Below are 13,214 nucleotides of genomic sequence, written 5' to 3' on the forward strand. Positions count from 1 at the left end.
CCCCGCTGGACTGCCGCCGATGATGCCAGTCTCTCGCCCGGGCCGAGGAGTGCCGTCAGGCATGGCGCCCAAGGTGGTCTGGGAACACGGTCTACGCTTGAATGACGCGCGGTAGAATGGCTCTGCATGGTCAAGAAAGCCCTTACAGCCAGCGATGCGCCGAACGTAGATAGCCTTCGGCCAGTATCGAAGAGCCAAAAATCCTTCCATACGCTCGTGACCAGGATCAGGGAGCGGCGCGCCACGCTGGCTGCTTGGGAAGCGTACCGAGTCGAGTTCAACCGCAAGTACAACGGGGAACTCGTGCCGCGGCGCCAGAAGCTGGATGAGGTGCGCTCTCGGCTCATTCACCGGCTCGACCAATCGCACGATATGAGGGAGCTCACCAAGGCGGAGCGGGGGATCGTCGCGGAGCTCATCACGCACTTCGCCGACCAGGTGCTCATGTGGGTGGATGATCCTGTTGTCGCGGAGATCCATGGACGCTACAGCGCGTCAGCTCGTGCGGACGAAGCAAGCATTCCGGCGGATCAGAAGACCGCGCTCCATCAGATGCCTGTCGTCGACCCCACCGAGGCCGCCGACGCGAGCTCACCTGAGGAGACCATGCGGCGAATCCAGGAACAGCTCGACCAGCAGGAGCGCAGCGAAGATCAGCAGCGCCAGGCGCGCGAGGACGCCCAGGCCGGACGCAGGAAGGCTCAAGGGCAAAAGGCGACACGAAAGCGTGCTCAGGCCGAGGAAGCCGAAGCCCACGTTTCGCTTCGGGAGGTTTACCGCAAGCTCGTCAGCGCGTTGCATCCCGATCGCGAGGCCGATCCCGTCGAGCGCGGCCGGAAGGCGGCACTGATGCAGCGGGTCAATCGTGCATACGCGGGTCGAAGCCTGCTTGAACTGCTGGAGATCCAGCTTGAGCTGGAACACATCGACCAGGCAGCGATCGATAGCGTGAGTGCGGAGCGCCTCAAGCGCTGGAACGCGGTTCTCAAGGAACAACTCCGCGAGCTCGACAAGGAGCTGGTCGAAGTGGATTCGGAATTTCAGATGCGCTGCGGGCTGAAACCGGCCGGGACGACCTCACCCAAGATCATCAAGCGCGCGCTTAATGAATACCTTGCCGATGTGAACAGGTTTATCCAGCTGTTCGAACGGGACCTTAGAGTGTTTGACGATGTCGAACGACTTAAGCCGTGGCTTAGGGCGATGAAGGGGCATTTGCAGTCGGTTGATTGAGGTACTTAAGCGTGCTCGCAACGAGACCGTCTTGCCCGAGAACGACTACCAAGGCGTCGGGCGCGAAGAGGTAGTTGGACGGGAATCCACGATCGAGCTGGTGGATAACCAAACATGATCGCAATTCCCCGGTTAGGTTGGTTGTTTGCGTACATGGACCTTGGCGAAGGTCCCGGCGCGAATGCGTATTCCGGCTCCCACACCGCGTCCATGGCGTGCTCCCTAACCTTGGGTCGCCTCGTGACGAGGACTGAAACGACTTTGACGACAAAGCGCATTGGTGGGCCCACCAGGATTCGAACCTGGAACCAAGGGATTATGAGTCCCCTGCTCTAACCGTTGAGCTATAGGCCCTTGCGGGACGGGGGAGTTTACCCAATTGGCGCCGTGGCGCACGCCTGCTTCCTGGGCAATCTCGGGGCACCTGATACCCCGATACCGGCCAGCGGGTCATCTTCTTAGGGTAAACTGTCGGTTTTTTAGCGACTTAGCATGGTGCAAAGCCACCCACGAGCCGCTGTCCGGGGATCGACCTTCGTGCGCCTGCTGGCGCGCATGGGGGAGGTCGATGCGGGGCAGCCCAGCGGTTCCCTGCCAGACCGGTTGAGCCAATGGCTTAGCTGGACGCAGTCGATCGCCCTCTCGTCGGCGCTGGATGGCGCCGGGGTGCCGCCTGCCGAGCCGGCTCCCGGGGAGGCGCCCTCTGAGGCTCTTCTCGCCGGTGCGCGCGCGGCCCTGGTCGAAGCGATCACGGATGAACAGGGCTGGGCCCGTGCGCGTAGCCTGGCCGCCTCCCGTGCCGGCGCCTCAGAAGGTGACCCCGCCGTCCGCGTGGCGTACTCGGCGTTGCGCGAACGCTACCTGATGATGCAACGCTCGATTCAGGGCACCACCGGCAAGCTGCGTGGTGAGCTGCGCGATCACCTGGCGGCGGCCTCGCCCGAGCTCGCCAGGCTCGCCGAGGTGGATGCCGTGCTCGAGGGCGCGCTTAGCCCCCGTGAGCAACGCTTGCTGGGCGGGGTCCCTGCGTTGCTCGAAAAGCGCTTTGAAAAGGCCAAAGCCGCCGCCGCGGCATCGCCAGAGCCTTCGGGCATCTGGCTCGATATCTTCCTCCGCGAAATGCAGGACGTGCTGCTCGCGGAACTGGATGTACGTTTTCAACCGCTGGAGGGCCTGATCGCGGCCCTGCACAGCTCATAACGGTAAGTCATGCGCAGACATTTCCTTTATTTCGCCGTGTTCCTGGCAGGCCTTGCCGTCGTGTCCTGGGTCGGTATCGGTTACGTGGGTTCCAACCCGCTGGGTGCGCTCGTCGCCGGGGTCATCGCGTTGGCTTACCTTGCGGGCGCGGTGGAGCTCCACCGCTACCGCCAGGCCACGGCAACGCTCGATGCCGCCACGATGGGCCTCGCCGCCACGCCCGCAAGCCTTGGCGCCTGGCTGGATGGGCTACACCCGAGCCTGCGCAACCCGGCGCGCCTTCGCATCGAAGGCGAGCGCGTGGCACTGCCTGCACCGTCGCTCACGCCCTACCTCATTGGCCTGCTGGTGTTGCTGGGCATGCTGGGCACGCTGCTCGGCATGATGGCCACCCTGCGTGGCACGGGTATCGCCCTGGAAAGCGCCACCGATCTGCAATCCATTCGCGGTTCGCTGGCCGCCCCGGTGAAGGGGCTGGGTTTTGCCTTCGGTACGTCCATCGCAGGTGTCGCCGCATCCGCCATGCTTGGCTTGCTTTCGGCGCTGGCGCGTCGTGAACGTACGCAAGCGGTGCAGCAGCTCGATGTAAAGGCCGCGACGACCCTGCGCGTGTTCTCGCAGGCGCACCAGCGAGAGGAGTCGTTCCGCCTGCTGCAGCAGCAGACCGAACTGATGCCCTCCCTGATCGACCGCCTGCAGACCATGATGGCGACGATCGAGCAGCAGAGCACCGTGACAGGGCAGCGTCATGCCGATAGCCAGGATGCCTTCCACGCGAAAGCCGAAGCGACCTTCGCGCGCCTTGCATCGTCGGTGGAGCAATCGCTGAAAGAGGGTGTCGCCGATAGCGCGCGTGCCGCCAGCGCCGCATTGCAGCCGATCTTCGAGACGACCATGGCGGGCATCGCGCGGGAAACCGCTGCGCTGCACGCCAGCGTGAACACGGCCGTGGAGCGTCAGCTTGCGGGCGTTTCGGCAGGCCTTGAGAACACGACCACGAAGGTGACAGCGGCGTGGAACGACGCGCTGAGCGGTCAGCGCGAGCTCAACCAGGCACAGGCCACCGACCTGCGCGCTTCGCTTGATGCGTTCACCACGGCATTCGATGCGCGAGCCACCGCCCTCGTAGGCAGCGTCTCCGATCGCCTCGATGCCTCTGCGACGGCCTCGGCCGCGGCGTGGAAAGACGCGCTCGCACGCCAGGCGAGCGGCAACGATACCCTCGTTGCTCGCCACGAGCAGGCGATGACCCGCGCCTCGGAGGCATTCACCGCGCACGCGGCATCCCTGGCCGAGTCCGTGCACACGGCTCAAACAGAACTTCAGGTTGCGCTGGCATCGCGCGATGCCGAGCGCCTTGCCGCATGGACGGACGCATTGCAGGCGATGGCCTCGTCGCTTTCCTCTCAGTGGGCGGCAAGCAGTGAAGACACCATGGCCCAGTGGAAAATGGCCGGCGAAGCCCTCACCACGCAGCTGAAGGATGTCGGCGATAGCGCCGTGTCGCAGTGGACCCAGATCGGCGACACCCTCACCGCCCAGTGGCAGCAGGCTGGCGACAAGGCCGTATCGCAATGGACGCAGGCGGGCGATGCCATCACGGCACAGTGGAAGCACGCTGGTGACACCGCGGTATCGCAGTGGACAGAAGCGGGCGACCGCGTCAGCGCCCAGTGGAAGCAGGCTGGCGACGAAGCCATGGCCCAGCAAAGCGCGATGCGGGAATCCATCACCCAGGCGGCCAGCGACATCACCACGCAGTCGCAGGCCCATGCCAGCGCCACTATCGCCGAAATTTCGCGGCTGGTGGATGCGGCATCCGAAGCACCGAAGGCCGCGGCCGATGTCGTCAACGAGCTTCGCCAGAAGCTTTCCGACAGCATGGTTCGCGATACAGCAGTGCTCGAGGAACGCAGCCGCCTGCTCGAGACCATCGAGACCCTGCTTGGTGCGGTGAATCACGCGTCCACCGAACAGCGTGCGGCGATCGATGGCCTGGTCACGACGTCCGCCGATCTGCTGGAGCGCGTCGGCACGCGCTTCATCGAACACGTGGAAGGCGAAACCGGCAAGCTGGAAGGCGTGGCCGAGCGCATCACTGGCAGCGCCGAGAACGTGGCGAGCCTGGGCGAGGCATTCACCGGTGCCGTCACCCTGTTCGGCCAATCGAACGAGGCGCTGCAGGCTCGCCTGCAGGAAATCGGCGAGGCGCTCGATCGTTCGCTGGTGCGCAGCGACGAGCAGCTCGCGTATTACGTCGCCCAGGCGCGCGAGGTGGTCGACCTGAGCGTGCTGTCGCAGAAGCAGATCCTGGAAGACATGCAGCAGCTGGCCGCCAAGCGTAACGGAGCGGCGAAGGCATGAGCGAAGAGCTCGAAGTCGACGGCGAATCGAACGCGCCCATCTGGGCCGCATTCGGCGACCTGATGTCGGTGCTGCTTGGCGCCTTCGTGCTGATCCTTGTTGGCGTGATCGGCATGCAGCTGCAGCTCACCAGCAAGCTTGAGCAGGAGACGAAGCAACGCCAGGAAGAGCAGCAGCGTCGTGTGTCACTGGAGCAGGCGCTCGCGGCACCGCTGGCATCTGGCCGTGTGACGTTGGTGAACGGCCGCATCGGCATCAGTGGCAACGTGCTGTTCGCGCTGAACTCCGACCAGTTGCAGCCGGAAGGCCGTGACTTGTTGAAGAGCCTGGCGGGACCGCTGACCAGTTACCTGAAATCACGCGACGAGATCCTGATGGTCAGCGGCTTTACCGACGACCAGGCCGTGCATGAAGGGAACCGCCGCTTCGCGGATAACCTTGAGCTTTCCGCGGAACGTTCGCTCACCGTCACTCGCGCGCTGATCGCCGAAGGTGTGCCGTCCTCCTCCGTCTTCTCCGCGGCCTTCGGCGCAGAACAGCCGGTCAGCGCAAATACGGATGAAGCGGGGCGCGCAAAGAATCGCCGCGTAGAGATTGCGCCGATCCCGCGCCAATCCGCGACGGACGCGAAGGCGCATGGCCCGTAACGCGCCCGGTCCGCTTGCCGAGCTGCTCGGGCATCTCTCCGCGCAGCAAAGCCCCGCGCTCAACCTCGACGCGGAGCTGGCGCGCGTGCGCAAGCTCTGGGACAAGGTGCGTACGCGCAGCCAATTGCAGCAGGCCGAAATCAACGTGCCTGAAATGGAGAGCACCGGCCCGCTGAACTCCGCGGCGCTCGTGCACCGCGCGACCGAGCTGATGCGCGAACTCTCGCCCGGCTATCTCCAGCATTTCCTGTCTTACGTGGACGACCTGTCCTGGATCGAGCGGCTCAATACGGCAGCCGTGCCCTCGGAACGTGAAGCGCCACGACCCGCGACCATCGGTACCAAGAAGCCGAGGGCACCGGCAAAGCCTCGAAAGAAGAAGCTGGTCGATCCTCCCGCGAACGAAGGCTAACCTCGGCGGGTGTGCGTTTACTTCTTCGTCATCAGGATGGCGATGACCTCGGGATTGTCAGCCTCGTAGGTCCGGGCGGAGGCGACATCATCGGGATGCGCGGCCACGTAGCGGCAGCCTGCCTCCGCACCCGTCGCGCCTTGTGTTTGTGCGAGTTCGCCCATGGCGCGTTGGACATTTTCTTCCTGGCGGGGCCGTTGCCTGGCCTCCATCTGGTCGAGCGTATCGTCTGTCGCGCCCGCCTCCTTCAGTATCGCAAGGGCCGTGCTGTATTCCGCCTGATATACCTTGCGGAAGGCGGTAACGAAGGGAGAGATATCGACGTGAAAGGCGTTGCACACCGGCGCAGCCGCCATGCTGTTGGTCTGGTAATAGCCGAGGAAGTGCGCCGCCGCGTAGACGCGCTGTTTGTCGGGCGGGAGCCCGCGCAAGTCATTCCTGGTCGCCGCGACGGCTTGCGGTTGCGATAGCGTCACGGGTGGCGAGGGCGGTGCGTTTGAAGCGACCGCCTCGCCAGACAGTGAGAACGAAAGGATGATCCCGGTGAGCGCACGTGTCGTCGTTATCATTCACGTTCCCAAGGTGAGGCGCGAGCAAGGGCTCAGGTGGCCTGCTGGATTCGGATCATATTCCCCGCCGGGTCGCGTACGGCACAGTCACGCACTCCATAAGGCTGGTCTGTCGGCTCTTGCACGATATCCGCTTTCCGCGCCTGAAGCTGTTCGAATGTGGCATCCAGGTTCTTGCTGGCAAGCAGGATGATGCCGAAGGTGCCCTTGGCCATCATCTCGGCGATGGTGCGGCGCTCGTCGTCGGTGATGCCCGGGCTGGCCTCCGGCGGGTAGAGCACGATCGACGTGTGCGGCTGGCCAACGGGCCCCACGGTGATCCAGCGTTTGCCGCCGTAGCCCACGTCATTGCGTACCTCGAAGCCCAGCGTATCGCGGTAGAAGGCGAGGGCGGCGTCCGGGTCGTTCTGGGCCAGGAAGCTGGCGTTGATCGTGATGTCCATACTGATCTCCTTGCGGTGGTTGTCAGGGAGCTCAGTCTAGGTCGGGTGCCGGCACGGGCGCTTCTTGATTCCTGACGGGTCGCGTGACCTGCCGGGCAATGCAGGAAGGCATGCCTTCGGTGGCGTTGCCCTGCTCGCGCCGGTACGCCGCAGGTGACATGCCTACCAGTTCGGAGAAGCGCGTACTGAAGGTCCCCAGCGACGAGCAGCCCACGGTAAAGCAGGCGTCGGTCACGCTGATATCACCCCGCCGCAGCAACGCCATCGCTCGCTCAATACGCCGGGTCATCAGGTAGCTGTAAACCGATTCGCCGTAAGCGGCCTTGAACTGTCGGCTGAGATGCCCGGCCGACATATGCACGCCCTGCGCCAGCGCATCGACATCCAGTGGCTGGGCATACTCGCGATCAATGCGGTCGCGCACGCGGCGCAGGCGCGCCAGGTCGCGGAGTTGCTTAGCCGGGTCGGTCGGGCTCGCCATAAGGCCGATCGTGTCAGGGGGCCGATTCCATCTCAAGTGCCAAAAAAAACGCCCGCTTGCGCGGGCGTTTTCAGATCACTCACCACTCCGGATATCAGTCGATATCCAGGAACGACCGCAGCGTCTCCGAGCGGCTCGGGTGGCGCAGCTTGCGCAGGGCCTTGGCCTCGATCTGGCGGATGCGCTCGCGGGTGACGTCGAACTGCTTGCCGACTTCTTCCAGCGTGTGATCCGTGTTCATGTCGATGCCGAAGCGCATCCGCAGCACCTTGGCTTCACGCGGGGTGAGGCCGGCCAGCACGTCGCGCACGGTTTCCATGAGGCCCGTTTCCGTCGCCGAATCGATCGGCGAGCTGGCATTGGTGTCCTCGATGAAATCGCCAAGGTGCGAATCTTCATCATCACCGATCGGCGTTTCCATGGAGATCGGTTCCTTCGCGATCTTCAGGACCTTGCGGATCTTGTCTTCCGGCATCTCCATTTCCTTGGCCAGTTCTTCCGGCGTCGGCTCGCGGCCGAACTGCTGGAGCATCTGGCGGGAGATGCGGTTGAGCTTGTTGATCGTTTCGATCATGTGCACCGGGATACGGATGGTGCGCGCCTGGTCGGCGATCGAACGGGTGATGGCCTGACGGATCCACCACGTGGCGTACGTGGAGAACTTGTAGCCGCGGCGATATTCGAACTTGTCCACGGCCTTCATCAGGCCGATGTTGCCTTCCTGGATGAGATCGAGGAACTGCAGGCCGCGGTTGGTGTACTTCTTGGCGATGGAGATCACGAGGCGCAGGTTGGCCTCGACCATTTCCTTCTTGGCGCGGCGGGCCTTCGCCTCGCCCACGGACATGGCGCGGTTGATTTCCTTGATATCGGTAAGCGGCAGGTACAGCGTGCGCTCGATCTGCGCCAGCTTCTCCTGCTCGCCATCGATGGCTTCGCGGAAGTTCTTGATGTTCGGCGACCACTTCTGGCGCTTGCGCGACAGATCGGCCGCCCACTCGAGGTTGCCCTCGTTGGACGGGAAGCTCTTCAGGAACTCGGCGCGCGGCATCTTCACCTGCTTGACGAAGATGTCCATGAGGATGCGCTCGTGGTGACGGATATCGTTCACCACTTCGCGCAGCTTGCGCACGAAGCTGTCGATCAGGGCCGACGGCAGCTTGAGGTTGAGGAACGCCTCAGACATCTGCTCGCGGATCTTTGCGACCTTCTTGTCGTTGATCTCGGCCTTGGGTGCCGACTTCTGGAACTTGGCGTGCAGCGAGCGCAGCTCTTCCATGCGGCGCTTCACTTCCTCCGGATCGGGACCGCTCGGGCCCGCATCCTCGTCGTCGCCGCCGCTTGCGTTCTCTTCTTCTTCCTCGTCGCCGTCGCCGTCGGCATCGCTGTTTTCATCCACGGCATCGGCCGCGGCGGCCTGGGCCTCATCGGCGGCGGCTTCCAGGTCGGCGAAGCCGGCCAGGATTTCGCTCAGGCGGCGCTTGCCCTCCAGGTGCTGGTCATACTCTTCGAGCAGCAGCTGGATGGTGAGCGGGAACGAGGCAAGCGCGGTCTGGACCTGGTTGAGGCCCTCTTCGATGCGCTTGGCGATCGCGATTTCGCCCTCGCGGGTAAGCAGTTCAACCGTGCCCATCTCGCGCATGTACATGCGGACCGGATCGGTGGTGCGGCCCACCTCCGAGTCGACGGCGGACAGCAGGGCCACGGCTTCTTCGGCGGCGGATTCGTCATCCGTGCCGGAGCCGGGGGCACCGCCATCGCTGATGGTGTCGGTATCGGGTGCGGAATCGTGGACCTCGATGCCGACGCCCTTGAGCACCGCCATGATGTCTTCGATCTGCTCCGGATCGACGATATCGTCGGGCAGGTGGTCGTTGATTTCCGCGTACGTCAGGTAGCCCTGCTCCAAGCCCTTGGAGATGAGCTGCTTGATTTCAGACTGTTGCTCGTGAGCTTTGTTAGTCATGCCGACCGCCGCGGGTTACAGGAACCGATCAGTATAGTCATTTGATGATTTTTTGACCAGTTTTCAAGTGGATTGGCCTCATCCGGGGGACGCAAGAATCGCGCCAGAAAGCCTTGTGAGCCGGGCGTTTGCGTCAGGATAAGGGTGAGTGCGGGGCTTGAGCCCCTGTGGATACGCCTCAGCGCACCTCCAGGCGGAAGGTGACCGGGCCATCGTTGATCAGGTGAACCTTCATATGGGCACCGAAGCGCCCGGTTTCCACCCCCGGGGGGTGGGCGGCACGCGCCAGAGCCACCAGGCGGTCGAACCAGCGCCTGCCCTCCCCGGGCGGCGCGGCCGTGGTAAAGCTGGGGCGCATGCCCTTGCGGGTATCGGCCGCCAGGGTGAACTGGCTGACCAGGAGCAGGCCGCCACCCGTCTCGGCCAGGCCAAGATTCATCTTGCCCTCGGCGTCGGAGAACACCCGGTAGCCCAGCAGGCGCTCCAGCATGCGCTGGCACTGGGGCTCGCCATCGCCGGGCTCGACAGCCACGAGGGCGAGCAGGCCGGCGCCGATGGCACCCACCGTCTCCTGGTCGACCTCGACGTGCGCGGATTCGACACGCTGGATGAGTGCAATCATGGGTTCTGTAGCGGCGGATGGGCGCCAAGCTTAAAGGAGCAGTTACCATTCCGGGAATGCGTCCGGACATTTACCTCCTGTATCTCTTGCTGCGCCTGGTCAGCCTGCTGCCGCTGCGTACTGTTCACGCCCTGGGCGCGTGGATCGGCCGGCGCTCGTTGCGTTCGAATTCCCGTAGTGCGCGCTATACGGCGACCAATCTTCGCCTGACTCGCCCGGCGATCGCCACCGACCAGCGCGCCGCCCTGCTGCGGCAGACGATGGAGGAGGAGGGGAAGGGCGCTACCGAAATCGCTGCGATCTGGGGCGGCGGGTCCGACAAGGCCCTCGGGCTGGTGCGCGAGGTGGTGGGGGGCGAGTTGTTCGAAGAAGCCCTGTCATCCGGCAAGGGCGTCATCATCGCCGCGCCGCACCTGGGCTGTTGGGAGCTGCTGAACTACTGGCTGTGCAGCAAGACCCCCATGGCCATCCTCTACCGGCCCCCACGCATCCAGGCTATCGAGGCGCTGCTGCGCAAGGTCAGGGGCAAGCTGGCTCCCGAGCAGGTCAGGGCGGAAGGCGCCGGGGTACGCACGCTGTTCAAGCGGCTGGCCGCAGGCGGCACCGTTGGCATCCTGCCCGACCAGAAGCCGCGCGAGGGGGAAGGGGAGTTCGCGCCCTTCTTTGGCGTGGATGCACTGACCATGGTGTTGCTGCCCCGCCTTGCCTCGCGTACCGGCGCCACGGTGCTTTTCAGCTTCGCCGAGCGGCTGCCGGATGGGCAAGGTTTCCGCATCCACGTGCTGCCGGCGCCGGAAGGTATCGCCGATGTGGACCTGAAAGTGGCCTGCGCGGCGCTGAACCGCGGCGTGGAGCGGTGCGTCGATATCGCGTTCCCGCAGTACCAATGGCATTACAAGCGCTACACCGCCCACGACCGGCCGGACCCTTACAAAGTCAGCTCTTCCGCGACAGCCGGTTGAGGAACACGGTCATTTCCTTGCTGGCTTGCATGTCGCCGCGCGTCGTCGCGGCGTCGATGCCCTGCCGCCAGGCGTCGGCGGCGCCAGCCTCGTTATCCACCGCCAGCAACGCCTTGCCCAGCAGCTTCCACGCCGCGGAGTAGGTGGGATCGAACACGAGCGCTTCGCGGAACGCGTGCGCGGCGGCTTCGTACTGGCCATCGGCCAGCAGCGCATTGCCGATGGAGAACCGCAGCAGGGCACCGTCGCGGACGCCGCCGATCTGCGCGCGAAGCCGTTCGACCAGGGGATCGGTCATCGGGCGGCCGCGCGCGTACGCCAGTAATCGAGGGGGTAGAGCTGCGTGGGCACGCTGGGCTCGGCCGGCACACGGCCGTCCTGCAGCGCATCCAGGGTCGCTGCGTCCCAGATCATCAGCCAGCCCGTGCGCGAGGGCTGGATCAAACGCGCGAAGCGGTACGCATCCGCGGGCGGGTGCTTGGCGTACGAAACGATCAGCCCGTCCGGGTGGTGGCGGGCAAAGTCATTCAGGCTGTCGCCGTCATGGACGACATCGTCGTCATCGTCATCGCCGGTATCGGCGGCCATGCCTGGCTGGACCTTGATCTTGGCGATGGGGTGCATGAGCCGGCCCGCGAAGTGGTACTGGCCGTTGTAGGACACGCCAAGGTTCGCGATGGGGCGGCCAGCGCTGTCTGCCTGCGCAAGGTAGAGCGATGCCGGCGTCAGGTCGTAGCGATACCAAAGGCCCATGGTGAACAGGGCATTGAGCGCCACGGTGCCGATCAGCCCGGCGAAGGCGAGCCGGCGCATTTCACCGCGGCCACGGAGCAGCAGCAGCGCGCCCAGGACAATGAACACCACGCCAAAGAAGCGTGCGTACGGCGCCATGCCCGTCAGCCAGATGTTGTCCGGGAAGCGCGTGGGCACCACCGACGGCATGGCGAACAGGACGATGGCGAGGAGGAATGCGCCGAGCGAAAGCGGCCAGGTGCCCAGCGCCCAGTGATTGGCCAGCTTCGGGTGGCGCTCGCGCAGGTCGGCCACGCATGCGGCGACCAACATGGTGACCCCGCCCAGCTCAGGTAGCACGTAGTACAGCTGCTTGCCCGTGATGAGCGAGAACACCAGGAACGTCGGCAGCAGCCAGCACACGAGGAAGCGCAGGCCCGGTTCCAGCGGCTGCCGCAGCAGGGCGACAAACAGCGGCACGACAAGCAGCACCACCAGGATCTTGTCCACGACGGCCGGGAAGTGCGCGAGCGTCGATACCAATAGCAGGACGAGGGCGGCGGCGGCGCAGGCGATTGCACCGGAGGCGCCCGGGCGCCATGGCTTGCGGAACAGCGTAGTGGGTAGCGCGACGATGCCGCGTAGCCACCCGCTCAGCGGGAAGACGATCACCGGAAGGAACAGCAGGTAGTACCACGCCGGGTGGGCGTGGTTCTGCAGATCGTGGGCGTGGGTATCGACCACGCGCCCGGCGGTTTGCGTGAAGAACAGGCGCTGGCGATAGGCCTCGCCACCCGCTTCGCCCGCGGGGATGGCCCAGGCCAGCAGGATGGCGCAACCGATGAGCAGGCCTGCGCCACCCATGGCGTACCAGCGTGCCTTGTTTTGCCGTGCCCATTCGTTCCACAGCGGGCCGAGGACGAATGGGAACACCACGTGCAGGAGCATCACCGGGCCCTTGGTGAGCAACCCCGCGCCGACGAGGATGCCGAACAGCCACCAGCGCGGTGCTGGCCGGTTCGGCGTCGGCGTGAGGCAGAGCAGGGCGCCGAGCACCCAAACGCAGAGCAGTACTTCGTACATGATCTGCAGGCCGAACAGGAAGGCGTAGGCGAAGCCCATGAGCAACCACGGCGTCGCCTTGGCGACCCACGGCCGTGCCGGAAACAGCCGGCTGGCGAGCAGCGACGCAAGCACGAGCTGCGTGCCGCCGAAGATCACTTCGAGGATACGGGGCCACACATCGCTGACGCCGAACACCGCCCAGCCAGCGTGGATCATCCAGAACAGCAGGGGGACTTTTTCGCTGTATGGCTCACCGTTGATGTGCGGCACCAGCCACTGGTGGTGCGCCCACATATCCCACGCCACCGCGAGGGTGCGCGTGGAGAACATCGGCATGGGGCCATGGGAAAAGATGGCCAGCAAAGCCATGGCGGCCCAAAGCGGCAGCCAGGGCCACAGGGCGCGAAGATGTTCCGAGCGGGTATAGGCGCTGTTGGACAAGGGCGTCGTTACCGTTAAAGGATCATGAATTCTAAACGCACGGTCGCGAGAATAGCTGACTTACGTCGTACAGCCTG

At 64.7% G+C, this 13,214-nt stretch carries 13 protein-coding genes and 1 tRNA gene; 6 read left to right on the forward strand and 8 right to left on the reverse strand.

Annotated features, from left to right (window positions below; genetic code table 11):
- Positions 1-126 precede the first annotated feature (126 nt).
- The gene (locus tag L2Y97_RS01205) at positions 127-1,233 is read left to right on the forward strand and encodes a hypothetical protein (RefSeq protein ID WP_247431905.1); all 1,107 of its coding nucleotides are present in this window, start codon (positions 127-129) and stop codon (positions 1,231-1,233) included.
- Positions 1,234-1,511: 278 nt separating this feature from the next.
- On the opposite strand, the gene L2Y97_RS01210 is transcribed toward L2Y97_RS01205, so the two are convergent.
- Positions 1,512-1,587: transfer RNA gene (locus L2Y97_RS01210), tRNA-Ile, on the reverse strand.
- 138 nt (positions 1,588-1,725) lie between these two features.
- On the opposite strand from L2Y97_RS01210, the gene L2Y97_RS01215 reads away from it, so the two are divergent.
- Genes L2Y97_RS01215 through L2Y97_RS01230 form a run of 4 tightly spaced genes read left to right on the forward strand, consistent with a single transcriptional unit; the run spans position 1,726 to position 5,856 of the window.
- Positions 1,726-2,433 carry a DUF3348 domain-containing protein gene (locus L2Y97_RS01215; protein WP_256452068.1) on the forward strand — a complete coding sequence of 236 codons (708 nt, stop codon included), beginning with the start codon at positions 1,726-1,728 and terminating at the stop codon, positions 2,431-2,433.
- Positions 2,434-2,442: 9 nt separating this feature from the next.
- Positions 2,443-4,797: a DUF802 domain-containing protein gene (locus L2Y97_RS01220; protein WP_247431910.1), complete on the forward strand. Its 2,355-nt coding sequence runs from the start codon at positions 2,443-2,445 to the stop codon at positions 4,795-4,797.
- Entirely contained in the window at positions 4,794-5,444 is a 651-nt protein-coding gene (locus tag L2Y97_RS01225) for an OmpA family protein (protein ID WP_247431913.1), read from the forward strand. The genes L2Y97_RS01220 and L2Y97_RS01225 overlap by 4 nt, the downstream gene beginning before the upstream one ends.
- The gene (locus L2Y97_RS01230; protein ID WP_247431916.1) at positions 5,434-5,856 is read left to right on the forward strand and encodes a DUF2894 domain-containing protein; all 423 of its coding nucleotides are present in this window, start codon (positions 5,434-5,436) and stop codon (positions 5,854-5,856) included. The genes L2Y97_RS01225 and L2Y97_RS01230 overlap by 11 nt, the downstream gene beginning before the upstream one ends.
- A 17-nt stretch (positions 5,857-5,873) precedes the next feature.
- On the opposite strand, the gene L2Y97_RS01235 is transcribed toward L2Y97_RS01230, so the two are convergent.
- The 5 genes from L2Y97_RS01235 to dtd all read right to left on the reverse strand — a co-directional run bounded on the left by L2Y97_RS01235 (position 5,874) and on the right by dtd (position 9,937).
- On the reverse strand, positions 5,874-6,425 hold the full coding sequence (locus tag L2Y97_RS01235; protein ID WP_247431919.1) for a hypothetical protein: 552 nt from the start codon (positions 6,423-6,425) through the stop codon (positions 5,874-5,876).
- A 32-nt stretch (positions 6,426-6,457) separates the two neighbouring features.
- Entirely contained in the window at positions 6,458-6,868 is a 411-nt protein-coding gene (locus tag L2Y97_RS01240) for a VOC family protein (RefSeq protein ID WP_247431922.1), read from the reverse strand.
- Positions 6,869-6,899: 31 nt separating this feature from the next.
- Positions 6,900-7,349 carry a helix-turn-helix transcriptional regulator gene (locus L2Y97_RS01245; protein ID WP_247431924.1) on the reverse strand — a complete coding sequence of 150 codons (450 nt, stop codon included), beginning with the start codon at positions 7,347-7,349 and terminating at the stop codon, positions 6,900-6,902.
- Positions 7,350-7,443: 94 nt separating this feature from the next.
- Positions 7,444-9,315, reverse strand: a complete 1,872-nt coding sequence (gene rpoD, locus L2Y97_RS01250; protein ID WP_247431927.1) for an RNA polymerase sigma factor RpoD — start codon at positions 9,313-9,315, stop codon at positions 7,444-7,446.
- Positions 9,316-9,493: 178 nt separating this feature from the next.
- The gene (gene dtd, locus L2Y97_RS01255; protein WP_247431930.1) at positions 9,494-9,937 is read right to left on the reverse strand and encodes a D-aminoacyl-tRNA deacylase; all 444 of its coding nucleotides are present in this window, start codon (positions 9,935-9,937) and stop codon (positions 9,494-9,496) included.
- A gap of 56 nt (positions 9,938-9,993) precedes the next feature.
- On the opposite strand from dtd, the gene L2Y97_RS01260 reads away from it, so the two are divergent.
- A complete protein-coding gene (locus L2Y97_RS01260; RefSeq protein ID WP_247431933.1) occupies positions 9,994-10,899 on the forward strand; it encodes an LpxL/LpxP family acyltransferase in 906 nt (301 codons plus the stop codon).
- Here L2Y97_RS01260 and L2Y97_RS01265 read toward each other — a convergent pair.
- The gene (locus tag L2Y97_RS01265) at positions 10,874-11,197 is read right to left on the reverse strand and encodes a tetratricopeptide repeat protein (RefSeq protein WP_247431936.1); all 324 of its coding nucleotides are present in this window, start codon (positions 11,195-11,197) and stop codon (positions 10,874-10,876) included. The two genes, L2Y97_RS01260 and L2Y97_RS01265, sit on opposite strands and share 26 nt — an antisense overlap.
- Positions 11,194-13,137, reverse strand: coding sequence for an ArnT family glycosyltransferase (locus tag L2Y97_RS01270; RefSeq protein ID WP_247431939.1), 1,944 nt, complete (start codon positions 13,135-13,137; stop codon positions 11,194-11,196). Before L2Y97_RS01270 ends, L2Y97_RS01265 begins: the two co-directional genes overlap by 4 nt.
- Positions 13,138-13,214 lie beyond the last annotated feature (77 nt).

It is taken from the genome of Luteibacter aegosomatissinici, from assembly GCF_023078495.1.
GTDB lineage: Bacteria > Pseudomonadota > Gammaproteobacteria > Xanthomonadales > Rhodanobacteraceae > Luteibacter > Luteibacter aegosomatissinici.